Below are 23847 nucleotides of genomic sequence, written 5' to 3'. Positions count from 1 at the left end.
TGGCGCGTGGCGCGTGGCGCGTGGGCCAGAGCTACTGGAAGTCGCAGCCCGGGTTGGGCGCGTCCTCGGACAGCGGGCTGTCCGCGGGGTCGACGTAGAGCACGTCGAGCACCACCGGGGTGGCACCCAGGTTGCGGCCGAGGTGGACGTGGTCGGCGCCGCTCGGCTCCTGGATGGGCTGGCCCGCGTGGTAGACGCCGTCGACTGAGCAGTCGTGTGCGTTGTGGGTCAGTGTGCCCTGTTGCACGACTCCGAAAAGGGTGCCGTCGTGGAAGTGCCAGCCGGTACTGCCGCCCGGGGCGATGGTGATCTCGCGGAGCACGAAGTCCCGGCCCCCTGCGGTGTGCTGCCACAGGATCCGCGCGGTCACCCCACCGGCCGGGGTCGCCTCGGCCGCCCCCAGGTTCAGCGAGGTCAACGCGATGGCCGTCACTCCGACGGCTGCCAACCGAGCGATTCTGCCCATGACACGGAAGCCCTTCGCCTTTTCAACCCAAATCAGGACAAAAAGGTAACAGGTCGACCCAGGCGACCGACGGTTGCCCGCGCGGGATGTGCTGATGTTCTCGGCCCGGCAAGAATTGTCGAGTGGAGGTTCGAACTTTGAGACGAGGAGTATCAGGTGGACGAGTCCGGGCGTGGGGCCTTCGCGCTTGCGGTGGCCCTTCAGGACGCGCACGTCAGGCTGAGGAAGGTGGCGAGGGGATGGGAGGCGCTGGCTCCGGCCGGATCGGTGGTGCGCTGTGAGGCGCTCGGCCCGGTATGGCACTCAGGCGATCGCGACCGGCCGGCCTACTTCGACGGCCATGCCTTGGTGCTGAAGAACGGAGGATCGGTGAGCTGCGAGTTGTCGGTGCAATTCGATGCTCGGGGCGTGGACTTCACGATCAGGGCTGCGCTGGAGTCCGAAGACGGGGAGGACGGCATGGAGCTCCTGACCACCGGGCCGCTGGAGTTCCGGTCCAGTGCGGACGACCTGGTGGCGGAGATCGACGTCTGCCTGGAGCGCCTGGAACAGGTGGACGCCTCCAGCGCGCTGCGCGCCCTGGAATGACGACTGCACCGGAATCCGGCCGAGCGGCACCGTCATGGTCGGGGTGTCGAGGGCACGTCCATCCAGCGCTTCAGGTCCTGGCAGATGGGCTGGTCGTTCGCCTGCTCGAACGGCTTGATCAGATCCCGGAGCAGGTGCATCCACTGGCGTGAGTGGGCCAGGTGCCACGCCGTGAGGTCCTCGGCGACGGAGTAGGAGGACGCGTACAGGATGTGCGCCTCCAGGCCGAGCACGGCCACCAGTTGCGGATGCCGCTCCAGCAGTGCCACGATCCGGGCCAGTTCCCCGGCCGAGGCGGCCCACTGCTCGCGTGGGCAGCGCTGGTGGGTGGTGAACCTGTCCCGTGCGTTGTTCGGGCCGCCGAGCAGCATGACCTCGTCCGGCACCTGCCCGACGCCGAGCAGTTCGCGCGCCTGGTGCAGTGCCGTGCCCATGGTCATCGGCCCGGTCCCGACCCCGAGCCAGTTCTGCTCGGCCCGGCCGGCCAGGCCGGCGTCCACGTCGCGCGCGAAGTCGCGGTAGCGCTGCGACAGTTCCTGCTGCCCGAGCGCCTCGGTGAGCTTGCCGTAGTACGCCGCGGCCCGGACGATCGAGACGCGGTACATGGCCGGCATCTCGCGCGTCTCGCGGATCAGCGTCGGGAACTCCGACCGGTCGACCTCGGCCCAGGTGTCGACCGCGATCCGCCCGGCCGACGCGGCGATCTCGGCGCGCCCCTGCCCGGCGTGCTCGCGCATCGCGATCGTGGCGGCGCTGCGCAGCACATCGATGTAGTAGGCGCGATCGCCCTGGAGTATGTTCACCTTCAGGCCGTTCGAGGTGATCAGTCGCACCACGGTGTCCGCCGAACTCAGGATCAGATCCGGATCGCCGTACTGGCCCAGCACCAGGGCGTTGGTGTACAGCAGCCGACTGAGGCCCAGCGCGTACTCGAACACATTGTCGCCGGGTCCCGCCGACAGTGCGGCCCGGACCACGCCTCCCATTTCGAGCATCGAGTCGGTGACCCGGCCCAGCTCCTGGAACGTTCTGGCGCGGCGCACCTGCACATCCGTGATCCGCTGCACCATGTCCGGCCGGCCGCTGTCGAGCACGGTGCGGTAGGCCTTTTCGGCCGCGTCGAGGGCGGCCACCGCGTCGTCGGGACGGCCCACCGCGCGCAGGCCCGAACCCAGCCCGTACTGCAGTGAGCCCAGCATCACCAGGTCGTCCGCGGTGGCCCCGCCCTGGGCGGCGATGACGGCGTGGACCAGCTCGACGGCCCGTTCCTGCAGCGGAACGGCCTCGGCCGTGCGGCCCTGCTGAAACAGGCTGAGCGACTGCTCCTCCAGCTGCGTCACCTGCGCCCTGCGGGCGTCGTTGGAGTCCCGGTCCGGTGACGTGTGCCCCGATCGCATGGCCGGGATGCTTCCACACCGTCCGGCCAAGGACAATGGGGCCATCGGTCCCGGACGGACGTGGCGGGGCCGGGCGAAGTGCGAGGGGTAGCAGGGGTGTTGGTGTCGAGGGGGGCCGCCGCAGCGGGGGCGGTGCTGACGGTGGCGCTTGCGGGCCGGAGCGCAGGGTAGGTGAGCGCGGGAGCCGACCCGCCGTCAGTGAGGGAGCGACAGGGAGCCATGAAGAAGACGCCCGTACCCGCCGCCAAGCGGCGGCACCTGGACCGGATGTCCGTCGGCCGGTCCGCCTGGGGCCTCTACCGGGAGACCCGGCGGCCCGGCGCACCTGGGCTGGTACGCCGGGTCGCCTCGGCCCCGTTCCTGGTCAAGGACGTCACCTTCGGCCGCTACCGGGGGGTGACCCGGGCCCGGCTGTTCGGCTTCTTCCTGCTGATGGCGCTGTACGTGGTCAGCCCGATCGACGCCATCCCCGACTTCATCCCGGTACTGGCTGGACCGACGACACCGCGGTGGTGTTCTGGTTCATGACCGGTCTGATGCGGGAGTCGGGCCGCTATGTGGAGTGGAAGCGCGGCGACCTGCCGCCGGGCCCGAAGGTGGCCATCGCCTCACGCTAGCGGCGAGCGCTAGCGGCGAGCGCTGACGGTGAAGCTGCTGCTCGCGCTGCTCGCGGCGAACTGCGGGTTCCCAGCGAAGACCGCGCTGACCCGGTACGGGCCCTTCGCCGCGCTCAGCTGACCCGGCAGCAGCGCGCAGATCCCGCCCAGGCCCGGCAGTATCAGCCCGGGGCACGGGACGGTTGCGCCGTTGGCGTCGGTCACCGTGAGGGTGACCTTCCCACCGGCCAGCAGCAGGGCCAGGCTCCGACTGGCGCTCACCCCCACGCTGATCACCACCGGCTGGCCGGCCACCACCGCGCGCGGCTGCACCGTCAGCGAGACCGTGGTGGCCAGGCGTACTGACACCGTGTCACTGGCGCTGGACCCGGCGAAGGAGTCGTCCCCGCTGTAGCTCGCGGTCATGGTCCGCTCGCCGGTCGCCGGGAAGCTGACGGTGCACGTCGCGCTGCCGTCGGCGTCCACCGGGACGGCCGCGCAGCCGACGGCGGCGCTGCCGGTGCCGCTGCTGAAGCTGACGTTCCCGCCGGGGGTGCCCAGGGTGCCGGCCGGGCCGACGACCTTGGCGGTGTAACTGACCGGCTGTCCGGCGCCCGGGGCCGTGGTGCTGGCCGGGGTGGACAGCGTGGTGGTGCTGCCCAGCCGGGTGCCGGGGGTGTAGTCGAAGGTCTGGCCGAGGCTCTTCATCAGGTCGGGGCCGAGCCCGGACTTGGAGGTGTGGGTGTCGCCGTACCAGGCGACGTCGCCGCTGTCCTGCAGCAGCTGCAGCGGGGCGCCCGCGGTCAGCGGGTCGGGGACCTTGACCACGGTCTCCCAGGAGCCCTGGTTCCCGGCCGCGGGCTCGATCGGGAGGGTGGTGCCGGTGGCCAGCGGCGGGTCGTTGGGCTGCCCGTCCCAGCTGTAGAGCACGAAGCGGTCGTTGCTGCCGTCCGCGGTGCCCGCGATGATCAGGTACTGGCCGTCGGCGTTCTTGCGGATGTCGCGGATGCCGAGGCCGCCGAGGTCCATCAGGATCGGTGCGCCGAAGGTGGCGTGCACGCTGCCGGAGTTGTCGGCGGCGAGCTTGTCCATGTTGGTGACCGGGACGACCAGGGCCAGGTGGCGGTTGCTGGTCGGCTCCAGCGGGGCGCGGAAGCTGAGGTAGGCGGTGCTGCTGCTGCCGGGCGCGAACTCCATCCCCTCGACGTTCAGGGCGTCGTTCTCGTGGCCGCCGATCCCGGACTGCACCGAGCCGGTCAACCCCAGGTAGTCGGCGCCCAGGCCGTGGCCGTCGGCGTGGTCCCAGGCGGTCAGGTCGCTCTGCAGGCCGGTGTAGCCGCCGACATAGCTGAGCTGGGTGTCCGCACCGGAGCCGGTGACGGTGGTGGCGAAGATGGTGCTGCGGGAGCTCTCCACCCCGCCGCTGCTGTTGTTGCTCATCGAGCCGCCCCAGTAGATCGTGTCGCCCACCCGGGCGGCGGTCTCCAGGTCCGCCTCGGCCTTGCCTGACGGCAGCTGCCCGGTGAAGTCGAAGCTGCGCACCGGCGGGCCCGAGCGGGTCTCGTCGTAGAGCCGCAGGACGTTGCTCTCGTCGTCGGCGACCAGCATGTAGCCGCCGCCGACGTCGATCGCGGCGGAGGCGTTGCCGGCGCCGGAGAAGTAGCGCTGGCTGGGATCGCCGAGGTCGGCGGAGACGCCGTACTGGATCTGGGTGCTGCTGCTGGTGCCGTCCGTGGCGCTGACGGTCAGGGTCAGCGTGCTGTAGCCGACCGCGGCCGGGGTGACCGCGAGGGTGCGGTCGGCGCCGCTGCCGGTCACGGTGATGCCGGAGACCGGGGCGACCGCGGGGTTGGACGAGGTCACCGCCACGGTCAGCCGGTCGGCGGTGACGGTCGGGTCGGGGTCGCCGACGCTGACCGGCAGGGTGGCGTTGGTCGGGTCGCCCAGGGCGGCGGGCAGCCCGCTGCGCGGGGTGGTGACCGTCGGCGGCGGGGTCACCGGGATCCCGCCGCCGTTGCCGCCGCCACCGCTGCCGGTGACCGTGCCGGGAGCGTAGGCCACCCCGCGGAACGCCTCATTGGCGGGGGTGGCCGCCAGCGCTGTGGCGCTGCCGGTCAGCGTGCCGCCGGTACCGCTGGCGTCGGTGACCCGGTTAGAGCGTCCCCGAGGTGCCCGCGGAACCGCTGCTGGTGGCGAAGACGGTGACCGTGCCATGGTCGTCATTGGCGGTCAGGCCGGTCACCGAGGGCACGGGCACCGAGCCCAGCTGAGCCCAACTCCCGCCGATCAGACCGTATTTGACGATGGCTCCGAGCGCGTTGTCGGCCACGTAGAGGGTGTCGGGGGCGCCGCCGGAGGTGCCCAGCGTCAGCAGCGCGTAGCTGTACGGGCCGGTGGGCGCGGCAGCGGCGGCGAAGGGGAGGTTGGTGACCGGCTGCGGTCCGGTGGTCGGCAGGCCGCTGCCCACGGTGGCGACGGTCACCGAGGCCTTGGTCGGATCGGCCGAGGTGTAGAGCTGCCCGCCGGCGATCGCCAGCTGCCGCACGTTCTTGTAGGTGCTCGCCACCAGCGCGGTGGAGGCGGACGCGCCGAGCGCCGCGTAGCGCACGCCACCGGCCGCGCCGCCGACCCAGAACTCCTGGCCGTCGTTGCTGACCGCGCTGCGCGGGTTGTTGCCGTCGGCGAAGTCCGTCAGCGAGGTGCTGCTGTCCACGGTGCCCGAGGCGTCGACCCTGGCGATGGTGCGGGGCAGCGTGGCGGCCGCCGAGGAGGAGAGCCCGGTGGCGCCGACCGCCGCGCCGTAGCCGGTGGCGACCAGGTAGTCGCTGTCGGCGGAGAGGGTCAGACCGCCCTCGGAGGTGCCCGAGCCGCTGGACACCAGCGGCTTGTTCGCGCCGCTCGCCGTCGTCGGCAGCGCCACCGAGCGGACCAGGGCCCCGGCCGGGGAGTACTCGTCCAGGAACACCGGGGCGCCGGCGCCGGACAGGGCGGTGCTGCCGTCGCCCACCCGGTAGACCACCACGTCCCCGGCGGCGAACGTACCGACGGGGTCGGCGGCCCTGGCGGCGGTGGAGCCGACGGCCGCCGTCGCTCCGGACAGCAGGGCCAGGCAGGCGGCGCTGACCAGCAGCCGGTGCGGACGGGGTCGTATCGGGCTGTTCATGGCCGCGACTCGCTCTCTTCGGGTGGAACAGACGTTCTCACCGTGGACCGTAGGGAGCGCGGGCCAACGCCGGGCCTCGCGCTGCCGACGTCCAGGTGAACGCCGGGCTGGTTCTCGCTGCGGCGGGCGGGCCATAAGAGCTAATTCCATGATTATTCGGGCGTGTCCCGTCGCTCGTTCCGGTCGCCCGACTGAGCATGTGACGGTGTCTCACACCTCTGCTGCGCTTCGTCTCGCTCTCGCCTCAGCCGTCCCCCTGGTGCTGTGGACGGGCCCCCTCGCCGCCGCGGCCCCATCGCCGGGTTCGGGTGCCGTGTACGGCACCTGGACACCGACCGCCCCTCCCAGCACCATGCAGGTCCCGCTCGACGGCTTCGCGGCGGCCGCGGTGCGGACCACCAGCAGCGCGGCGACGGTCCAGTCCGGCAAGTCGGCCTTCCTCGGCAGCAGCACGCCCGTGGGCAGGCGCTACGGCAGCTCGCAGGGCCGCCCCTACGTCAACATCGCCGCCGCGACGGGCCAGACCCCCTCCGTCACCAGCTTGGACTTCGCCGCTCCGACCCCCGCCGGGACCTGGGCCTTCACCCTCGGTGACGTGGACGCGGACCGGGTCCAGGTCGAGGCCTTCGGCGCGAACGGCCAACCGCTCAGCTCGGCCCAACTCGGCTGGCAGGGTGCCTTCAACTACTGCACCAACAGCCCCAAGCCGTCGAGCTGTGTGGGTCCTGGGCCGTTCAACGACGTTCCGGTGTGGCACCCCGACACCGCCACGCTGGTGGGCAACTTCATCGACACCAACGGCGCGTCCGGCTGGTTCCAGCCGACCGTTCCGGTCACCCGGCTCACGCTGACCTACAGCGTGCAGATCGGCTTCCCCATCTTCCAACTATGGACATCCTCGCTGGCCACCAATGTCGAGGGCACCGTCAGCTCCGACTGCGGCACCCCGGTCGGCACCACCGTCACCCTGCGTCGCGCCGCCGGCGGCGCAGCCGTCATCGGCACCGACGGCCAACCGGTGACCGCGAAGGTCGGCGCGGACGGCGGCTACCGCTTCGCCGATCTCGCCCCCGGCAACTACCGGGCGGTCCTGGCCGCCCCGGGCGGCTACTCGCCGTCCAGCGTCAAGGCCGCGGCGAACACCTCGAACGGCGACGACGTCAGCGGCGCGGACCTCAGGCTGACCTGCGATCCGATCCCCGCGCCGCCGCAGCCCCCGGTGGACGTCCCGGACGGCGGCGAGGTGGTCATCCCGGTCCCGCCCGGCCCCGGCCCGAGCCGGAACGCCCACCCCCGGGTCATCGATCCGCCCGACCACGGAACGGTCAGGGTCGGCCCCGGCAACAAGCTGGTCTATTCCCCCGACCGCGGCTTCACCGGCAGCGACCGCCTCACCTACGTCAGCCGCAACACCAAGGGCCAGCTGATCTCCCACACCGTGGTGCTCAAGGTCCGCAGCACGCTGGCCGCCACCGGCGCCGACCTCCCCGCGGGTCCGCTGCTCGGTCTGGCCGGCGCGCTCGCCGCGGCCGGTCTGGCGGTCTGCGGAGTGGCCCGCCGCCGCGGGCGTTCGGACTAGCGCGGTGCCAAGCCGAAGCGGCGGCGGCACCGCGGTGGTGCTGGGCACCCGCCCTGAGCTGATCAAACTGGCCCCGGTGATGCGCGAACTGACCGGTCGGGTGCGGCTGCTGCACACGGGTCAGCACTACGACAGCCAGTTGAGCGGCGCGTTCCTGGAGGAGTACGGGCTGCCCGAGCCCGAGCGGACCTTCACCGTCGGCGGTCTGCCGCGCACCGCGCAGATCGCCGCCGCCGCCCGGGAGTTGGACACGCTGTTCGCCGAGGACCCGCCGCAGGCCGTGGTGGTGCAGGGGGACACCAACGCCACCCTGTCAGGCGCGCTCGCCGCCAATGGGCGCGGCATCCCGCTGGTGCATGTGGAGGCCGGGCTGCGCAGCTTCGACCGGCGGATGCCCGAGGAGCACAACCGGGTCCTCACCGACCACCTGGCCGACCTGCTCTGCGCCGCGACCGGCGCCAACGCGGCCAACCTGCGGGCCGAGGGGATCGACCCCGAACTGATCCGGGTCACCGGCAACACGGTGGTCGAGGCCGCGCGGGCGATGCTGCCGGGACCGGAGCAGCGGGCGGCGTACCTGACGCAGCGCGGGCTCCGTGCCGACGATTACATTCTTGTGACATTGCACCGCCCGGAGAATACCGACGATCCGGACATTCTGGCGACGATCCTGACCGAGCTGGACGCCCTGGTCACCCCGGACCGCCCGGTCCTGCTGCCCCTGCATCCGCGCACCCAGGCCGCGGCCCGCGAGCACGGACTCGCGCCGCTGCTGAGCCGACTGACCGTCACCGAGCCGCTGGGCCACGAGGAGTTTCTCTCGCTGCTGGCCCAGGCCGCGCTGGTGGTCTCCGACTCCGGCGGCGTCCAGGAGGAAGTCACGGTCTTCAAGCGCCCGTTGATCGTGGTCCGCCGCTCCACCGAACGGCCCGAGTCGATGCCGGACTTCGCCCGACTGGTGCCACCGGGCCCCGGGATCGGTGCGGTGGCCCGGGACTGGCTGGCCGACCTCCCGGCGCTGCACGCCCGGCTGGCCGCGCTGCCCTGCCCGTACGGGGACGGCGGGTCCGGACGCCGGATCGCGGAACTCGTCGAGGACCTGATCGCTTCGGGACCCCTGACCTGATCCGGGGCGGTGCGCACGTGAGGGTCCAACTTTTCTGAGCGCACTCTTGACCGATCGTCGTAGACACGCTTCTGTGTCGTGAGCGCTTCACCTCCTGAATCGTTTGCTCAACAGCACCGCACCCGTCACACGTGGGCTGCGGTCCTTGCCTCCCATCGATCCGAAGGGTCTTTGATGCACATCAAGGGATCACGTCGGCGCGCCGGCATAGCAGTGGCAGCAACCCTGCCCCTGTTCGCCGCGGCCGTGGCAGCCGGGGCTCCGGCCCAGGCCGCCTCCCCGCAGGGCCGCGCCGTCCTGGCCGGCAGCCGGCCCGCCTGGGCGAAGGCGTCCGCGGACCGGGGGGCCACCGCCCCTTCCGCCGCCGTCACCGCCAAGGTGTACCTCGCAGGACAGAACCAGGCCGGGCAGGCGGCGCTCGCCGCAGCCGTGTCCGACCCCTCGTCGGCCTCCTACGGCCACTATCTGACCGCGAAGCAGGTGCAGCAGCGCTTCGGCGCCACCTCCGCGCAGATCGCGGCCGTCAAGGCGTGGCTCACCTCGGCCGGGCTCAAGGTCACCGGTGCCAACCAGCACTACCTCACGGTCCAGGGCGACGCCGCCGCGGCCCAGCGGGCCTTCGCCGTGCAGCTGCACTCGTACGCCAAGGACGGCCACGTCTACCGCGCCCCGACCACCGAGGCCACGGTCCCGGCCTCGGTCGCCTCGGCCGTGCTCTCGGTGGACGGCCTCAGCACCAACCCGACCAAGGCCACGCACGACAGCGTGACCCCGACCGACACCCTGCCGGGTCCGGCCGCGGCCTTCGTCAACTCCGGCCCCTTCTCCAGCTACTACGGATCGAAGACGGCCAAGGGCACCCCCAAGGCGTACGGGAAGACGCAGCCCTACGTGATCAAGGGCTACACCGGCAAGCAGTTGCGCTCCGCCTACGGCGCGACCGCCAGCGGGCTGACCGGCAAGGGCGTCACCGTCGCCATCGTCGACGCCTACGACTCGCCGACCATCGTCTCGGACGCCAAGCAGTACGCCGCCAAGAACGGTGACGCGCCCTACGCGAAGAACCAGTTGAAGCAGGTCGACGCGGCCGAGTGGACCAACACCGGGGCCGACGAGTGCGACGCCTCCGGCTGGTACGGGGAGCAGTCCCTGGACGTGGAGGCGGTGCACGCGATCGCCCCCAAGGCCAACATCACCTACGTCGGCGCCGGCTCCTGCTTCGACGACGACTTCGTGGCCGCGCTGAACAACATCGTCGACAACCACCTCGCCAGCATCGTCAGCAACTCCTGGGGCGAGCCCGAGCTGGCCAGCGACCCGGCGCTCGACTCGGTCTACAACGACACCTTCACCCGGGGTGCGATCGAGGGCATCGGCTTCTACTTCTCCAGCGGTGACAACGGCGACGAGGTGGCCGCCAGCGGCACCAAGCAGTCGGACATGCCGGCCTCGCTGCCGTGGGTGACCGCCGTCGGCGGTACCTCGCTGGGCGTCGACAAGCACAACAAGTACCAGTTCGAGACCGGTTGGGGCACCGAGAAGTCGGTGCTCGCGGCCGACGGCAAGAGCTGGGCCAACTTCCCCGGCCCGTTCACCAGCGGCGCCGGCGGCGGTACCAGCTCCAGGACCGCGCAGCCGTTCTACCAGAAGGGCATCGTGCCCAAGGCGCTGTCCACCCTGAACGGCGGGGTCAAGCGGGTGGTGCCGGACATCGCCGCCGACGCCGACCCGACCACCGGGTTCCTGATCGGCCAGACCCAGGCCTTCCCGGACGGGACGACCAAGTACAGCCAGTTCCGGATCGGCGGCACCAGCCTCGCCAGCCCGCTGATCGCCGGCATCCAGGCCCTGGCCGAGCAGGCCAACGGCTTCCCGCTGGGCTTCGCCGACCCGGCGATCTACTCCCGGTACGGCACCTCGGCCTACCACGACGTCACCGACCACCCGTACGGCGCCGGCACCACGCTGGCCGACGTCCGGGTGGACTTCGCCAACGGCACCGACGCCTCGGGCGGGCTGATCACCTCGCTCCGCACCCTGGGCAAGGACGCCTCGCTGTCGGCGACCCGCGGCTACGACGACGTCACCGGCGTCGGCTCCCCGGCCGGCGGCTACCTCCGCTCCTACCAGCACCACGGACACCACCACTGAGCTCCCGTGAACTGAGCTGAGCGGTACCCCGAGGCCCCGGACGGTCAACCGTCCGGGGCCTCGGCCTTTGCCGCCCCCGGTTACAGCCCCTTGGCGTCCAGGTCGGCCATCAGGTTGCCCTTGGCGCGGTGCGTCTCCCGGATCTCGGAGAGCAGCGCTCCCAACTCCTCCGGGACCCCGATCTGCTGGTACAGCTCCCGGAGCCGGACGATCCAGCCCACCGCGGCCCGGTAGGACTCGCGGGTCATCGCCTCGATCTGCTCGTCCACCTCCTGCCGGTACACCGGGACGGCCTCGGCCGGATGGGTGGCGGCGCGCAGCTGGGCCAGCCGCAGCAGCGCGTGGTGCGGGGCGCGGTACCGGACCGCGGCCGCCCAGGCGGCGTCCGGCTCGCCCTCGGCGACCAGCACCTCGATCAGTCGGCCGGCCGGGTTCTCCCAGCTGCGGGCGGTGGTGACGGCCGCCCGGCGGTGCAACTCGGCCAGCGCCCACTCGCGCTCCCCGGTCCAGCCCTCGGGTCCGGCGGCGTCCAGCAGGGCCCGGTAGGCGGCCGGGTCGGGACGGCGCAGGAACTGGTCCCGGTGCAGGGCCACGGCGTCCTCGCGGCGGCCGACCGCACCGTAGTGGGTGCTGAGGAAGACCATCAGCGGGGCGTCGTGGGTGCGTTGTTCGGGGGCCGCCTCCAGGCCCTTCTCGGCCCAGTCCACCGCCTCGGACAAGCGGCCCGAGGCGGCCAGCAGCTCGGCGATCCGCAGATGCCGGCTGGGGTGGCTGAGGTCGGTGGCCAGCACCTCGACCAGCGCGTCGGTGTCGCCGCGCAGCGTGTGCAGCTCCTCCATCCGCCGGGCGAGCGCGTGCGCCCCGCCGCCCTGCTTGCCCCAGGCGAGGCCCAGGGCCGACCCGTAGGCGGCCAGGCCGACCTCCCCCAGCAGCTCCGCATAGGCGGCCACGCCGGACGGGCACTGCCGTGGTCAAGGGTCAGATGCCGTTCGGCCAGCCACTCGGCGAGCTCCACCGGGTCCGGCCGGGCCTGCTCGCAGGCGGCCAGGTGCAGCCCGGCGAGCCGGTCCGCCGCGCCGCGCAAGGCCCCTGACGGGTCGTCGGCCCAGGCACCGGCACCGGCTCCGGCTGCGGCCACGGCCTCGCCGAAGCTGACGATCGCCTGCTCCGCGAGCGGAACCACCACCGGGCCGGCGCCGCCGTCCAGCGCCCGTCGCAGCAGCCCGACCGCGTCCTCGACCTGCTCGGCGTAGCGTCGCGCGCCGGGCCGGTCCAGCGGGCCGACGGGCTCCAGCGCGGTCTCGACCGCCCGGGCCAGCGCGGCCGGGTCGGTGCTGCCGGTCCGCAGGCTCTCCCGCACCGCGGCCGCGCGCAGCCGTTCGGCCAGTCCCTGGTCCGCTGCGGCTGCCTCGGTCAGCAGGCCGACCAGCGCGGCCCGGTCCAAACCGGCGAGGTAGCTGGGCAGGAGGTCCTGGCGTGCGGAGTCGGCGGCCATGTTGGTGTCCCCGGGTGATTCAGGCGCGTGCGAACGGACGCCGCCAGGCTACCGGCCCTGGTAAAGCAGTAAGGGCTCCCTCACCGTGGCGAGGAAGCCCTTACTGCTTGTCTGTGCGCCGCCAGGGACTCGAACCCGGACCCGCTGATTAAGAGTCAGCTGCTCTAACCAACTGAGCTAGCGGCGCGTGCTGACGTGGAAGACATTACATGACACCGGGGGTGCTTGCCGAATTCATTCAGGCCGGGGGCGTCCCGGTGTCGACCAGCTGGAGCGGGTACGGAGCCGCCGCCGGGACGGGGGCGCCGGACGGGGCCGGGAGGGTGATCGGGGCCGGGGCCGGGTCGGAGGTGGTGCGGGTTCCGGCGGCGGTGCCGCGGGCGGCGCGGACACAGGCCCAGAGCAGTACCGAGGCGCCGGGGAGCCAGGGCTCGCGGGTGTCGGGGGCGACGATCCAGCGGTTCGGCCCCTCCGGGGCGTCCACCGAGCGCTGGATCGGCGGGACGGTGATCGCGTCGCCGGTGCCGTGGCACAGCACCGGCGGCACGCCGCGGGCCCACTCCTCCCAGACCAGCAGGGTGCGCAGCCGCTGGGCCGTGCCGACCTGGCAGAAGACCAGGATCCGGCCGCGGTGGGTGGCCACCGGGCCGCAGCCGGGGCCGGACTCCCACAGCTCGTCCAGCACCCGGCGGCCGAACAGGCCGGGCAGGTTGACCACGTCGAAGGTGCGCCCGCAGGGCAGCACGGTGGGGGCCCAGGGGCGCGACTCCCACAGCGCCCGCATGCTGCGCGGGTACTCGCTCGCCGAGGCCAGCCAGGCTTCCCCGGAGACGGTCACGTACTCGATCGACTGGTGCGTCCACATGTCCACCCCTTCAGAGTTGCCGGGGGTGGAAGGAAACCGGGTGGGAAGAGCGGAACGCCGGACAGATGGAGCGGGTACGGCGTATCCTCACCGGCATATGCCAGGTGGTACGTCCCGTTCCGGATCAGCTGTGAGCCGCGGCGATCAGCTGTGGCGGCGCTGGCGGAGCAGCCCCCGGCCGTGTTCGACCATCTTGGCGGCGTAGTCCGGGGTCCAGTCGGCGCGGACCGCGATCTCCTCGAAGCTCAGGCTGTCGAAGCGCCGGGTGTCCGCGAGGTGGGCGGCGGCCACCGCCTGGAACTCGGTCGCCCGCTCGGCCGCGGCGCGGAAGGCGAGCGCCAGCTCGGTGGAGCGGTTCAGCAGCTCGCGCGGGTCGTCGATCGCCTCCAGGTCGAAGAAGTGCTCCTCCTCCGGTTCCACCTGGCCGGGCTCGAAGAGCAGCGGGGCCGGGCGGAGCCTCCGCCGCGGCTGCGGCTCGGTGGGGGAGTCGGGCATGGCTGCACCTCCGTGCTGTTGTTCGCTGCTGTTCGCCGGTGTTTCGTGCGAGGACGACAGTCCATTGTCGGGGTACGCGGCCATCGTGGGAACAGGGCCCCACTGTCGGGTGTTCCCGCAGGTCGGATGCGTTCAGACGGATACCCGGTGTTCGCTCAGGTACTCGAGGACGGCGTGGTTGGCGGTCCAGCCGTCCGGGAACTTCACTGTGACGCCAAGCTGGACCGGCTCGGTCGAGGGGTGCTCGTCCAGCAGGTCCGCGATACCGGCCCGAGCCACGACGATACAGGCGTGCCGGTGGCGCGAGGCCAGCACGCACAGCCGTCCGGTCTCCAGGTGGAACGCGGTGGCGTCGGGCCGTCCGGACAGCGGGTGCAGCACCACGGTGACGTCGTACTCGCGGCCTTGGAGCCGGTTGGCGGTGTCCACGGTCACCGCGTCCGCGCCGCTGACCGGGACGTTCAGCGCGGTGAGCGCCGCGCGGACGGCGGCGGCCTGGTCCCGGTGGGCGGTGCCGACCGCGATCCGGTCGGCGGTCAGCGGCGCGTCGCCGCGCTCGGAGCGGGTCGTCCCGCGCCGGTCCAGCAGCCGGCGGACGATCCGGGCCACCGCGCGGACGGCCTCGGGATCGGTCCGCACGGTGTGCCGGGCGGGCAGCTCCAGCAGGCCCCAGCCGGACTCGGCGGCCACGTCGATCACCTGGTCGACTGCCGACCCCTCGCCGGCGGCGGCCAGCGCCAGCAGCCGCTCACCAGGACCGGTGCCGGAGCGGAACGGCGCATAGGGGTAGAAGGCGGCGGAGATCAGCGGCGCGGCCGAGGCCGGCAGCCGCCAGGACACCGGCAGCCGGTGCGGCACGATCCTCGGGTTGTGCGCCAGCAGCGTCATCACGGCGCTGCTGGACGGGTCGTAGCTGAGCCCGGCCCACTGGTCGGTGCCGACCGTGGAGAACGGGTCGAGCTGGCCCGGATCGCCGACGAACAGGGCCCGCTCGAACAGCCGGGCGACGGCGAGCAGGGCGTCCGAGCGCATCTGGTAGGCCTCGTCCACGATGGCGTGCCGCCAGGGGTCGACGTCCTTCACCCACTGCCACTTCGCCGCGGTGGAGACCACCACCGAGCAGTCGGCCAGATCGGCCGGCTTGGTGGAGGCGGTCACCGCCGGATGCCGCAGCGCCTCGGGCGCCGGCGCGGCATCGCTGCCGTGCAGTCGGCCCACGGTGAGCGCGGGGTCGGCCGTGGCCAGCCGGTCCACCAGGTCGTCCACCTGGCTGTTGGTCTGGGCCACGATCATCAGCCGCTCGCCGGCCCCGACCAGCTCCCGGGCGGCCTTCACCACCAGCGTGGACTTGCCCGCGCCGGGCGGGGAGTCGACCACGGTGCCGCGTTCGGCGCCGTGCAGCGTGGCGTCCAGGATCGCGGCGACGGCGCGGTCCGCCTCGGCGCCGGGATTACGGCTGTCGGGGGTCAAGGGTCACGGCCCTTCGCTGGGGACGGCGCTGGGGAGAGCGGGTGCGGTAGCCGGCTCGGAGCTGCGGGGCGGGCCGCCGTGGGTCCACGGGGTGTCCTCGGGGTCGGGCAGCGGCGCGGACTGGCGGGCCGTCAGTTCGAACAGGGTGAAGCACACCCGGTCACCTGGCTCGGGCACGCTCCCCGGCTCGGGCTCCTTCTTCCGGCCCATGCCGTTCACCAGCCGCACGGTCACCGTGCCCGCGGCCGGGTCCTGGTCGACCAGCTCCGCCTTCTGCGCACTCGGGCCGTTCGCCCGGTAGAGCTCCCGTCCGGGATCGCCGTGCGGGCGGTCGGCGGTGCGGACGGTGACCAGCGGGCGCGGCTTGGGGCTGCGGCCACTGCTGTCGTACACCAGCTCGACCTCGACCACCTCACCCGCCAGGGCCTCCCCGGCGAGCCGGTGCTCGGCCATGGCCAGCGGGTCGTCCAGGGCCTCCTGGATGTCCAGCCGGGTCTGCTCGCGTTCGCGCTGGGCCAGCTTGCGGGCGGCGGTGACCGCGTCGTCGCGGACCGGCTGCGGCGGCTCGCCGGCGGCGACCCGGTCGCGGTGCGAGGTGTAGGACCAGCGGTCGCCCTCCCAGCGCTCGTCCAGGTGGCCGGCCGGGGGCAGCGCGCGGAGCAGGTCCAGGCCCTGCCACATCCGGTCCCAGGTGGGGCGGAGCACCGCCGCGAGCAGCTCGTTGATCTCCTGCTCGCGCTCTGCCTCCGCCCTGCCGTCGCCGAGGGTGCGGGCCGCGTCGTAGCGGGTGATCGCCGGGGCGAGCAGTCCGCTGTCGAAGCGCGGGTCGGTGGCCGGCCCCGCGGGCGGGCAGATCAGCTGGCCGTGCGGATCGCGTCCGGTCTCGGCCAGCAGCGCGGCCTCGGGCCCGGTCAGCCCGGACGGGGGCGCGATCCAGCCGAGCAGCGCGCCCAGGTGCTGGTCCTCGAGACGGCTCTGGCCGGTGGCCCAGTGCCGGCCGAGCAGGTCGGTCATCGCCAGCAGCAGCGAGGAGCCGGGCACCTGGGCCCGGTCCCGGAAGTGGGTGAGCCAGCGGCCGAGCAGCGGCACCCGCGCGGGCGCCGGGTAAGGACCCGGCTCCGGGTCCTCGGCGGTGCGCCGGAACCGGGTGGACCGGCCCAGCAGCCCCAGGAACTCGACGCCGCCGGAGCTGGGCACCAGCAGCTGCGGCGCGTCCGCGCAGAGCTCGCGGACCACCTCGGTCTTCTCGCCCGTCGCCGGGTCCTTGACCTCCCTGGACAGCAGTTCGACCTGCTCGCCGAAGCCCTCGACATGGGGCAGCAGTTCGGCGGCGAGATCGGCGAGGAAGGCGAAGCGGCGGTCCCGGTCCAGCGGCTGCGGCACGGTCAGCAGCACCGGCCGCTCCCGGTCCGTCCCCAGCAGCACCGCCAGCGGCGCCCCGGCCTCACCCGCGGCGGCGAGCGGCACGACCACCATCGGCCGCTCGGTGAGATGCCGGTGCCGCACGGTCGCCAACGGCTCGGCCCGCCCGCTGCGGACGGCCTCCATCCGGGCGAGGGTGGTGAGCATACTCATCCCCGCACCGCGCCGGGGTGCAGCGCCTCGCCGCGCAGCGCGGCGGCCCGGGCGAGCCGCGCGGCCGACTCGGCGTCGCCGTCGTCGGCCTGGTCGCTCCCGTCGCCTTCGTTTTCGGCCCCAGCGGCGGCGTTCAGCGCCTGCTCCACCGTGCGGAAGCTGCCCAGCTCGCCGCGGACGCCCCGGCCCAGCGTCTCCAGGGAGCCCGCGCACCGCGCCTCCTGCCGGCAGTGGAAGCTCAGCTCGCAGGCGGCGAGGCAGTCCGGCGAGTAGACCGCGTCCAGGGTGCCCACCGTGGCCACCAGTTCATGCTCCCCGCGCTCGGGACCGAGGTCCGCGCCGGGCGGCAGCACCTCCAGCAGCTGCTCGATCCGGGTCAGCCGGTCCAGCTGGCGCCGGGTCACCGCCATCGGCTTGCGGACGTCGACCGGGGCGGCGGTGGGGCGGTTGCTGAAGTCCTTGGGGCAGACCAGCAGCGCGGTGGTGTCGGGCGCGCCGGCCAGGCCCTCGGGCTCGGCGTAGGGGTCGCGGTCGGCCGGCACCCCGGCCAGCTCCGCCGCGGTCTCCCGCAGCGCCAGCACGTACACGGCGGCCTGCCGGGCCGCGGCGCCCACCTTCGCGGGCTCCGCGCCGCCGTCCAGGATCGGGAAGGACTTGATCTCCACCACGGTCCAGCGGCCGTCGGGGCGCACCACCACCAGATCCGGCTCCAGGTGGGCGACCGAGCCGGCCACCTCGAGCCGCAGCAGCGGATGGTCGAGCACGGTCCACACCCCCGGCCGGGCCGCCGCCTTCAGCAGCGCCTCGCGGGTGCTGGCGACCCGGCCGGCCGGCAGCGTGTGGTCGGTGACCAGCTCGGCGAACTCCACCGGGGAGTCGTCCTCGGGCAGCCCGTAGGGGGCCGGCAGCGGCAGCAGCGCCCGGAGCAGCTCCAGCAGCTCGGTGCAGCCGTCGGCCTTGACCCGGCGCTCGAAGCCGATCCCGCGGCCGATCGCGAACGGCGACTGGCCGAAGGGCGCGGGATGCCCGAGCCGGCTCGCCAGCGCGGCCTTGTCCACCCCGGCGGCGTCCAGCACCGCCCGGCGGCTGCAGCCGGGGTTCGCGGCCAGCGCGGCCAGCGCGCGGGCGTCCAGACTGCGCTGCGGAGCGTCGCCGCGCAGCCCGGCGAGCCTGCGCTCCAGCCGTGTGCGGTGCCCTGATGTGAAGTCGTTCATGGTGCGGATCAGTCTTGCATCCGGCACTGACAATCGGGACCGGTGCGTCAATGGGGCATCAATGGAGCACCGGGGCATGCGTGGTGACGGAAGGTCCGGCTGCGTCCGCGGGCTTGGACGAGGCGGGAGCCGAGGGGGCGGGCAGCCGGTAGTCCGGCACCGGGTGCTGCTCCGGGCTCCGCCGGGGCGCGTAGCGCAGGAACAGCAGCCGGGCCCGCACCCCGTCGGTGAACCGCAGCAGCGGCCGGCTCAGCAGCGCGCCCACGCCGACCAGCAGCGCCCCGGCCAGGCAGTCGAACAGGTAGTGGTTGCCGGTCCCCAGCACCACCAGGGTGATCAGCACCGGGTAGAGCAGCCCCAGCGTGCGCAGGGTGCGGTCGCCGGAGAAGCGGAACAGCATCAGACCGCACCACAGCGCCCAGCCCACATGCAGGCTCGGCATCGCCGCGAACTCGTTGGTCATCGAGCCGAGCCCCTTGGGCGCGCTGGCCGCGCCGCTCCACCAGCCGATCGAGGCGTGCTGCGCCATGGTGTCGGTGAAGCCGTAGGCCGCGGGCAGCAGCCGGGGCGGGGCGGCGGGGAAGAGGATGAATCCGACCAGCGCCAGCACCGTGGTGGTGGCCAGCCAGGTCCTGGCCCGGCGGTACTGCTCGCGGTGCCGGCGCCAGAGCCAGAGCAGCACGGCCGGGGTGACCAGGTAGTGCAGCGTGGCGTAGGAGAAGTCGGCCGGGATGCCGAGCCACTTCTCGCTGCTGAAGGTGCTGTTCAGCCAGCGCTCGGGGTCCAGGTGCAGCCACTGCTCCGCGTTGAAGAGGCCGCGGGCGTCCTGGACGGCCTCGTCGAACCCGCCGCCGACCAGCAGCCTGCTGCCGTCGTAGGCCAGGTAGAGGATCCCGAGCAGCAGCAGCTCCAGCTGCCATCGACCGCTTCTCCTGGCGGAGCTGGCGGGCGGCACAGTCGGCACGGTCATGGCGGACTCCGGACGTTCGAACGAAAGCGTACGCTCTACCGTACGCTGTACGTTAGAAGGACGCAGAACCACCCCCCGTCCCGAGCGCGTCCCCCTCCTACGGAAGCCTTACCAGGCTGCTACCGCAGCCTTGTAAGCTCCCGAACGAAACCACCGCCCTACCCGCAGCCACCCGTCTGCCGTCAGCCACCAGCCAGGAAGCCATGTCCTCGTCGGAGCCCCGCCGCCGCGCCCCGCGCAACTCACTCAGCGCGGACCTCATCGTCGACCGCGCCCTCGGTCTGCTGGACGCCAAGGGCCTGCCGGCCTTCTCCATGCGCGCCCTCGCCGAGGACCTCGGGGTCGGCACCATGGCGCTCTACACCTACTTCCGCGGCAAGGAGGAGCTCTTCCGCGCCGCCCGCGAGCACGTCCTCGCCGCCTACCGGCCGCCGAGCACCACCGGCAGCTGGGACGGCCAGCTGCGCGCGGTCTGCGTCGCCATGTACGAGCTGCTCACCGGGCGTCCCTCGGTCCTCGACCTGCTCGCGGAGGGGAAGGCCGAAGGCGACTTCGCCGACGCCGCGGCCGCCACCATGGACCGGATCCTGGGGCTGCTGGACGAGTCGGGCCTCGGCCGCGAGCAGACCGCCCGGGCCGCGGGCACCCTGCTCCGCTACACCATCGGCTCGGCGATGCACGAGGTGCGCGAGTGCGGCGACCCGGAGCGGATGGAGATGATGCGCCAGCGCTTCGCCGCGCTGTCGCCGGGGCTCTACCCCACCCTCTGCGGCCTCGCCGCCGAGCTCACCGCCGCCCGTGAGGACGGGGCCGGGCAGTACACCTTCGGCCTCGACCTGATCCTGGCCGGCCTGCGTGAGCTGACGGCGGTCCCGCAGACCTGAGCCGGCGCCCGCAGCTCCGACCCGGCGCCCGCAGCTCTGACCCGGGGTCGGCAGCTCTGACCCGGGGTCGGCAGCTCGGGCCCGAGGCCCGCGGGGCTGACCCGTGGACCGGTGTCAACACCAGTGCGTTAAGCCTGTGACCTGCGGCGCAACCCCGGCGTGAACGTCGAACGGGACTCCTGATAGATCATCTTGCTGCCAAGCTCGGATGATCATCGGGAGTCCCGTTGCGCGATCAGTCTGCCACCACGCCCGCCATGCAGGTGATCCCGGGGGTCTACGCGCCGGGCCACTTGGGCGAGTTGACCCAGATCGTGGATTTTGCCCTGGTGGACGCCGTGCTGGAGGAGACCGGGGCGCGGGAGAAGCGGCTGCGGCTGCTGCCCGCCCGCGTGATGGTGTACTTCGTCCTGGCTCTCGCGCTGTTCGAGCACGCCTCGTACCGGGCGGTGTGGGGAAAGCTGACCGCGCACCTGCCCGCGGCCGTGATCGTCCGGCCAGCCGTCTCCTCGCTCGCCCGGGCGAGGCGCCGCCTGGGTGCCCGCCCCCTCAAGGTGCTGTTCGAGACGCTGGCGGGTCCTGTCGGCGAGCGCCACCGCCCCGGCTCCTTCTACCGGGGGCTGCGCACAGTGGCCGTCGACGGCACCAGTCTGCACGTGCCCGAAGACGCGCAGGTCACCTGGCTCTATCCCAAACGGGTCGGCGAGAAGAGGGAGTTCGGCTACCCGCTGCTACGCCTGCTGGTGATCGTCGAGTGCGGCACCCGGGCTCTGCTGGGCGCGGCCTTCGGCCCCGAGGCAACCGGTGAACTACCCTACGCCACACGCCTGTTGCACGTGCTAGACGCGTCGATGCTGCTGCTGGCCGACGCGGGCTTCGACGCCGTGCACTTCCTGGCCGACACCGCCGCGACCGGCGCCCACTTCCTGGTGCGCTCGGGCGCCAGCCGCTGCCCCACCGCCCTTCAACACCTCGCAGACGGCTCCTACCTGGCCCGCCTGCGCGCCCCCTACCGGGCCGGCCTGGGCTACTCGCCCCTGCCGGTGCGCGTGATCGAGGCCGAGGTCACCGTGACTCTGTCCGACGGCACCGTACGCACCGAGCAGTGGCGCCTGCTCACCAGCCTCCTCGACCACACCACCCACCCCGCAAGCGAACTCCTGCACCTCTACCACGAGCGATGGCAGGCGGAGACCGCCTATTTTTCGATCAAGGCCAGCATCCTGGACGGCCGCGTCCTACGCTCGCGCAGCATCGACGGCCTCGACCAGGAGGTCTGGGCACTGCTGACCGCCTACCAGGTGCTGATTCGCGCCGCTGCCGACGCGATCACCGACCAGCCCGCCCTGGATATGGACCGCCTCAGCTTCACCGTGCTGCTGCAGGCCGCCGCAGACACCGTCCTGACCGCCGCCGGCACCACGATCCAGGACAAGGCCGACCTGGTGGGAAGGATCGGCGCAGCGATCCTCGCCGACCTGTGGCCCGCGCACCGCCGACAGCGCGTCAAGGCCCGCAGCAAGAAGAACACCACCAGCAAATACGCCCCGAACGCGGGCAAGCACCCCCAGAGCGCACCCACCTACACCTTCAGCGCCAAGATCGGAATGCTGGAGAAACGGACTCACTGCCCGCCCACGACGCTGACAGCCACGCAGGCCACGGTTGCACCGCAGGTCAACGCCCTAACGCACTGGTGTTGGGACCGGTGTCGATCAGGGATCATGGGGGAGCAGTGCCCACCCGCCCCCGAAGGAGACACCCGTGCCCTCGCGCATCCTGCTGGTCCGACACGGCGAGACCGAGTGGTCCGCGAGCGGGCAGCACACCGGACGGACCGACGTCCCGCTCAGCGACGAGGGCCGGGAGATGGCGCGGCTGCTCGGCGACCGGCTGAAGCGCGCGCCCTGGGACGGCCTCCCCGCCGCGGCGGTTCGGACCAGTCCGCTGCTGCGGGCCAGTGAGACCTGCGGGCTCGCGGGCTTCGGCGACCGCGCCGTCGCCGACCCCGACCTGCTGGAATGGGACTACGGGCAGTACGAGGGGCTGACCGGCCCGGCGATCCGCGCGGACCTCCGCCCCGGCTGGCTGATCTGGCGCGACGGCGTCCCCGGCGGCGAGACCCTGGACCAGGTGTCCGCCCGGGCCGACGCCTTCATCGCCTGGACCGAGGCGCACGGCGGCGTCCCCGACCCGGACACCACCACCATGAATCCCGCCGACAACGACGTGCTGGTCTTCGCGCACGGACACTTCCTGCGGATCCTCACCGCCCGCTGGCTCGGCCTGCCCGCCGGGTACGCCCAGCGGCTGAAACTCGGCCCGGCCACGCTGTCCGTGCTGAACTGGGAGTACGGCGCCCGGGCGGTCGAGATGTGGAACGACGGCTCGCATCTCCGCTGAATGCGGTCCGTATGCCAAGCGAATGCCGACCGAATGTTGACGAATGCCACCGATCTGCCGCGGCTGAGGGCCGGACCTGGCACTCGACCGGTTTTCCGAACAGCTGAACTGGCAGACTGGCCCGGTGACTCCAGTGGCTAAACGCACGACGCGCGACCTGCGATGGCACAACCGGTCGGCACTCCTCTCCCGGCTCTATCTCCAGGGATCCGGCAACCGCAATGAGCTGACCCGGATCTCCGGGCTCAGCTCGGCGACAGTGAGCAATGTGGTGTCCGACCTGATCGCCGACGGACTGGTGACCGAGGCCGGCTCGGAGAGCTCGGACGGCGGCAGGCCGCGTACCGTGCTCCGGGTGCGGCCCGAGTACGGGCAGGTCATCGGGGTGGACATCGGCGAGACCCATATCCGGATCGGCCTGTTCGACTGGTCGCTGACCATGCTCGCCACCGCCGTGTACCCGATCGCCGACACCCGGCTCGATCCGGAGCTGGTGGCCCGGCTGGTGATCCAGGGCGTCGCCGAGGTGACCACCGAGGCCGGCATCGACCCGCGCGAGCTGCTGGGCGTCGGGGTCGGCGTACCGGGGGCGGTGCAGCCGGACGCGCACGCGCCGGGGCGCACGCTGGTGTACGCGCCGACGCTGGGCTGGTCCGGGGTGCCGCTGGGGGACATGCTGCGGCCCGGCATCGAGGCCCCGCTCTTCATCGACAACTGCGCCCGGACGCTGGGCCAGGCCGAGATGTGGCGCGGCGTCGGCCGAGGCGCCGACCGTGCCGTCATCGCACTGATCGGGGTGGGCGTCGGGGCCGCCCTCGCACCCGGCTCCGAGGCCGGTTTCGAGGCGTCCAACCCGGCCACCATCGAGTGGGGCCACACCGTCATCCACGCCGGCGGGCTGCCCTGCCGCTGCGGTTCGCAGGGCTGCCTGGAGGCGTACGTCGGGGCCGAGGCCGCGCTCTACCGCTACCAGTCGACGGTCGGTTGCGAGCCGTTCCGCGGGACCGGGACCGAGGCCAGGCTGGCCGAGCTGGCCGCCCGTGCCGAAAGCTCGCCAGCGGCGATGGAGACCCTGGTCAGGGTGGGTGAGTACGTGGGGATCGGGATCGCCAACCTGATCAACCTGCTGAACCCGGACCTGGTGGTGCTGTCCGGCTGGGCCGGTCTGGTGATCGGCCCGGTGATCCTGCCGACGGTGCGGGAGTCCGCCGAGCGGCACGCCCTGTCGTACCTGTACGGGCGGGCCAGGATCGAGGTGGGCCAGCTCGGGCAGGAGGCGGTGGCCATGGGCGCGGCGACGCTTCCGGTGTCCAGGCTGCTCACCTCGGGCGGCAGCGCGATGCTGGCGGCCGCGGTCTGAGGCGGCCGCCGGTGAGGTGAGGCCGCCGGTGAGGTGACGGCACCGGTGAG

At 72.8% G+C, this 23847-nt stretch carries 19 protein-coding genes, 1 tRNA gene and 1 pseudogene; 9 read left to right on the top strand and 12 right to left on the bottom strand.

All coding sequences use genetic code 11. The annotated features are described in order from the left end of the window. Positions 1-31 precede the first annotated feature (31 nt). Entirely contained in the window at positions 32-466 is a 435-nt protein-coding gene (locus tag ACXKR8_RS17855; protein WP_458273898.1) for a cupin domain-containing protein, read from the bottom strand. Positions 467-622: 156 nt separating this feature from the next. On the opposite strand from ACXKR8_RS17855, the gene ACXKR8_RS17850 reads away from it, so the two are divergent. Further along, positions 623-1054 carry a hypothetical protein gene (locus ACXKR8_RS17850; protein WP_458273897.1) on the top strand — a complete coding sequence of 144 codons (432 nt, stop codon included), beginning with the start codon at positions 623-625 and terminating at the stop codon, positions 1052-1054. Positions 1055-1086: 32 nt separating this feature from the next. On the opposite strand, the gene ACXKR8_RS17845 is transcribed toward ACXKR8_RS17850, so the two are convergent. Further along, complete coding sequence (locus ACXKR8_RS17845; protein ID WP_458273896.1) at positions 1087-2451, bottom strand: hypothetical protein; 1365 nt, start codon at positions 2449-2451, stop codon at positions 1087-1089. Between the two features lie 219 nt (positions 2452-2670). Between ACXKR8_RS17845 and ACXKR8_RS17840 the strand changes: the two genes are divergently transcribed. After that, the gene (locus ACXKR8_RS17840) at positions 2671-2979 is read left to right on the top strand and encodes a YkvA family protein (RefSeq protein ID WP_462100566.1); all 309 of its coding nucleotides are present in this window, start codon (positions 2671-2673) and stop codon (positions 2977-2979) included. 98 nt (positions 2980-3077) lie between these two features. Here ACXKR8_RS17840 and ACXKR8_RS17835 read toward each other — a convergent pair whose 3' ends face one another. Together ACXKR8_RS17835 and ACXKR8_RS17830 are read right to left on the bottom strand one after the other, a co-directional pair. After that, the gene (locus ACXKR8_RS17835; RefSeq protein ID WP_462100565.1) at positions 3078-5261 is read right to left on the bottom strand and encodes an Ig-like domain-containing protein; all 2184 of its coding nucleotides are present in this window, start codon (positions 5259-5261) and stop codon (positions 3078-3080) included. Further along, on the bottom strand, positions 5200-6210 hold the full coding sequence (locus ACXKR8_RS17830; protein WP_462100564.1) for a hypothetical protein: 1011 nt from the start codon (positions 6208-6210) through the stop codon (positions 5200-5202). The genes ACXKR8_RS17835 and ACXKR8_RS17830 overlap by 62 nt, the downstream gene beginning before the upstream one ends. Positions 6211-6415: 205 nt before the next feature. Between ACXKR8_RS17830 and ACXKR8_RS17825 the strand changes: the two genes are divergently transcribed. The 3 genes from ACXKR8_RS17825 to ACXKR8_RS17815 all read left to right on the top strand — a co-directional run bounded on the left by ACXKR8_RS17825 (position 6416) and on the right by ACXKR8_RS17815 (position 11066). Beyond that, positions 6416-7789 (top strand): hypothetical protein, encoded by a 1374-nt coding sequence (locus ACXKR8_RS17825; protein WP_458273893.1) that lies wholly within the window; start codon positions 6416-6418, stop codon positions 7787-7789. Between the two features lie 4 nt (positions 7790-7793). Beyond that, positions 7794-8915 carry a non-hydrolyzing UDP-N-acetylglucosamine 2-epimerase gene (gene wecB / locus ACXKR8_RS17820; RefSeq protein ID WP_458273892.1) on the top strand — a complete coding sequence of 374 codons (1122 nt, stop codon included), beginning with the start codon at positions 7794-7796 and terminating at the stop codon, positions 8913-8915. 174 nt (positions 8916-9089) lie between these two features. After that, positions 9090-11066, top strand: coding sequence for a S53 family peptidase (locus ACXKR8_RS17815; RefSeq protein WP_458273891.1), 1977 nt, complete (start codon positions 9090-9092; stop codon positions 11064-11066). Between the two features lie 80 nt (positions 11067-11146). Here the strand turns inward: ACXKR8_RS17815 and ACXKR8_RS17810 are convergent, their stop codons facing one another. The 8 genes from ACXKR8_RS17810 to ACXKR8_RS17775 all read right to left on the bottom strand — a co-directional run bounded on the left by ACXKR8_RS17810 (position 11147) and on the right by ACXKR8_RS17775 (position 19150). Continuing rightward, the gene (locus ACXKR8_RS17810) at positions 11147-12016 is read right to left on the bottom strand and encodes a hypothetical protein (RefSeq protein ID WP_462100563.1); all 870 of its coding nucleotides are present in this window, start codon (positions 12014-12016) and stop codon (positions 11147-11149) included. Between the two features lie 659 nt (positions 12017-12675). Continuing rightward, positions 12676-12748: transfer RNA gene (locus ACXKR8_RS17805), tRNA-Lys, on the bottom strand. A 51-nt stretch (positions 12749-12799) separates the two neighbouring features. Then, on the bottom strand, positions 12800-13426 hold the full coding sequence (locus ACXKR8_RS17800; RefSeq protein WP_458273889.1) for a bifunctional DNA primase/polymerase: 627 nt from the start codon (positions 13424-13426) through the stop codon (positions 12800-12802). 144 nt (positions 13427-13570) lie between these two features. Continuing rightward, on the bottom strand, positions 13571-13921 hold the full coding sequence (locus ACXKR8_RS17795) for a hypothetical protein (protein WP_458273888.1): 351 nt from the start codon (positions 13919-13921) through the stop codon (positions 13571-13573). 132 nt (positions 13922-14053) lie between these two features. Next, on the bottom strand, positions 14054-15391 hold the full coding sequence (locus ACXKR8_RS17790; protein ID WP_458273887.1) for an AAA family ATPase: 1338 nt from the start codon (positions 15389-15391) through the stop codon (positions 14054-14056). A 3-nt stretch (positions 15392-15394) separates the two neighbouring features. After that, positions 15395-16966 (bottom strand): hypothetical protein, encoded by a 1572-nt coding sequence (locus ACXKR8_RS17785; protein WP_458273886.1) that lies wholly within the window; start codon positions 16964-16966, stop codon positions 15395-15397. Next, the gene (locus tag ACXKR8_RS17780) at positions 16963-18180 is read right to left on the bottom strand and encodes a hypothetical protein (protein ID WP_458273885.1); all 1218 of its coding nucleotides are present in this window, start codon (positions 18178-18180) and stop codon (positions 16963-16965) included. Before ACXKR8_RS17780 ends, ACXKR8_RS17785 begins: the two co-directional genes overlap by 4 nt. Positions 18181-18238: 58 nt before the next feature. Beyond that, the gene (locus ACXKR8_RS17775) at positions 18239-19150 is read right to left on the bottom strand and encodes a phosphatase PAP2 family protein (RefSeq protein WP_458273884.1); all 912 of its coding nucleotides are present in this window, start codon (positions 19148-19150) and stop codon (positions 18239-18241) included. A 203-nt stretch (positions 19151-19353) separates the two neighbouring features. On the opposite strand from ACXKR8_RS17775, the gene ACXKR8_RS17770 reads away from it, so the two are divergent. From ACXKR8_RS17770 to ACXKR8_RS17755, 4 genes and pseudogenes are all read left to right on the top strand, one after another. Beyond that, entirely contained in the window at positions 19354-20034 is a 681-nt protein-coding gene (locus tag ACXKR8_RS17770; RefSeq protein ID WP_458273883.1) for a TetR/AcrR family transcriptional regulator, read from the top strand. A 257-nt stretch (positions 20035-20291) separates the two neighbouring features. After that, positions 20292-21329 (top strand): annotated as a pseudogene (locus ACXKR8_RS17765) (IS4 family transposase); the annotation flags it as partial. Positions 21330-21798: 469 nt separating this feature from the next. Then, positions 21799-22437, top strand: a complete 639-nt coding sequence (locus ACXKR8_RS17760; RefSeq protein WP_458273882.1) for a histidine phosphatase family protein — start codon at positions 21799-21801, stop codon at positions 22435-22437. 133 nt (positions 22438-22570) lie between these two features. Then, positions 22571-23797, top strand: coding sequence for an ROK family transcriptional regulator (locus ACXKR8_RS17755; RefSeq protein WP_458273881.1), 1227 nt, complete (start codon positions 22571-22573; stop codon positions 23795-23797). The last annotated feature ends 50 nt before the right edge of the window (positions 23798-23847 follow it).

It is taken from the genome of Streptacidiphilus sp. PAMC 29251, from assembly GCF_054208735.2.
Note: the sequence above shows the minus strand (reverse complement) of the source record. Positions and strands in the feature narration are given on the sequence as shown.

Bases quoted from the DNA above. Each gene is read 5' to 3' on its own strand.
- ACXKR8_RS17800 (WP_458273889.1), bottom strand. From the start codon at position 13,426: ATGTGGACGCACCAGTCGATCGAGTACGTGACCGTCTCCGGGGAAGCC.
- ACXKR8_RS17845 (WP_458273896.1), bottom strand. From the start codon at position 2,451: ATGCGATCGGGGCACACGTCACCGGACCGGGACTCCAACGACGCCCGC.
- ACXKR8_RS17780 (WP_458273885.1), bottom strand. From the start codon at position 18,180: ATGAACGACTTCACATCAGGGCACCGCACACGGCTGGAGCGCAGGCTC.
- ACXKR8_RS17785 (WP_458273886.1), bottom strand. From the start codon at position 16,966: ATGAGTATGCTCACCACCCTCGCCCGGATGGAGGCCGTCCGCAGCGGG.
- ACXKR8_RS17775 (WP_458273884.1), bottom strand. From the start codon at position 19,150: ATGACCGTGCCGACTGTGCCGCCCGCCAGCTCCGCCAGGAGAAGCGGT.
- ACXKR8_RS17815 (WP_458273891.1), top strand. From the start codon at position 9,090: ATGCACATCAAGGGATCACGTCGGCGCGCCGGCATAGCAGTGGCAGCA.
- ACXKR8_RS17795 (WP_458273888.1), bottom strand. From the start codon at position 13,921: ATGCCCGACTCCCCCACCGAGCCGCAGCCGCGGCGGAGGCTCCGCCCG.
- ACXKR8_RS17830 (WP_462100564.1), bottom strand. From the start codon at position 6,210: ATGAACAGCCCGATACGACCCCGTCCGCACCGGCTGCTGGTCAGCGCC.
- ACXKR8_RS17855 (WP_458273898.1), bottom strand. From the start codon at position 466: ATGGGCAGAATCGCTCGGTTGGCAGCCGTCGGAGTGACGGCCATCGCG.
- ACXKR8_RS17770 (WP_458273883.1), top strand. From the start codon at position 19,354: ATGTCCTCGTCGGAGCCCCGCCGCCGCGCCCCGCGCAACTCACTCAGC.
- ACXKR8_RS17840 (WP_462100566.1), top strand. From the start codon at position 2,671: ATGAAGAAGACGCCCGTACCCGCCGCCAAGCGGCGGCACCTGGACCGG.
- ACXKR8_RS17835 (WP_462100565.1), bottom strand. From the start codon at position 5,261: ATGGCACGGTCACCGTCTTCGCCACCAGCAGCGGTTCCGCGGGCACCT.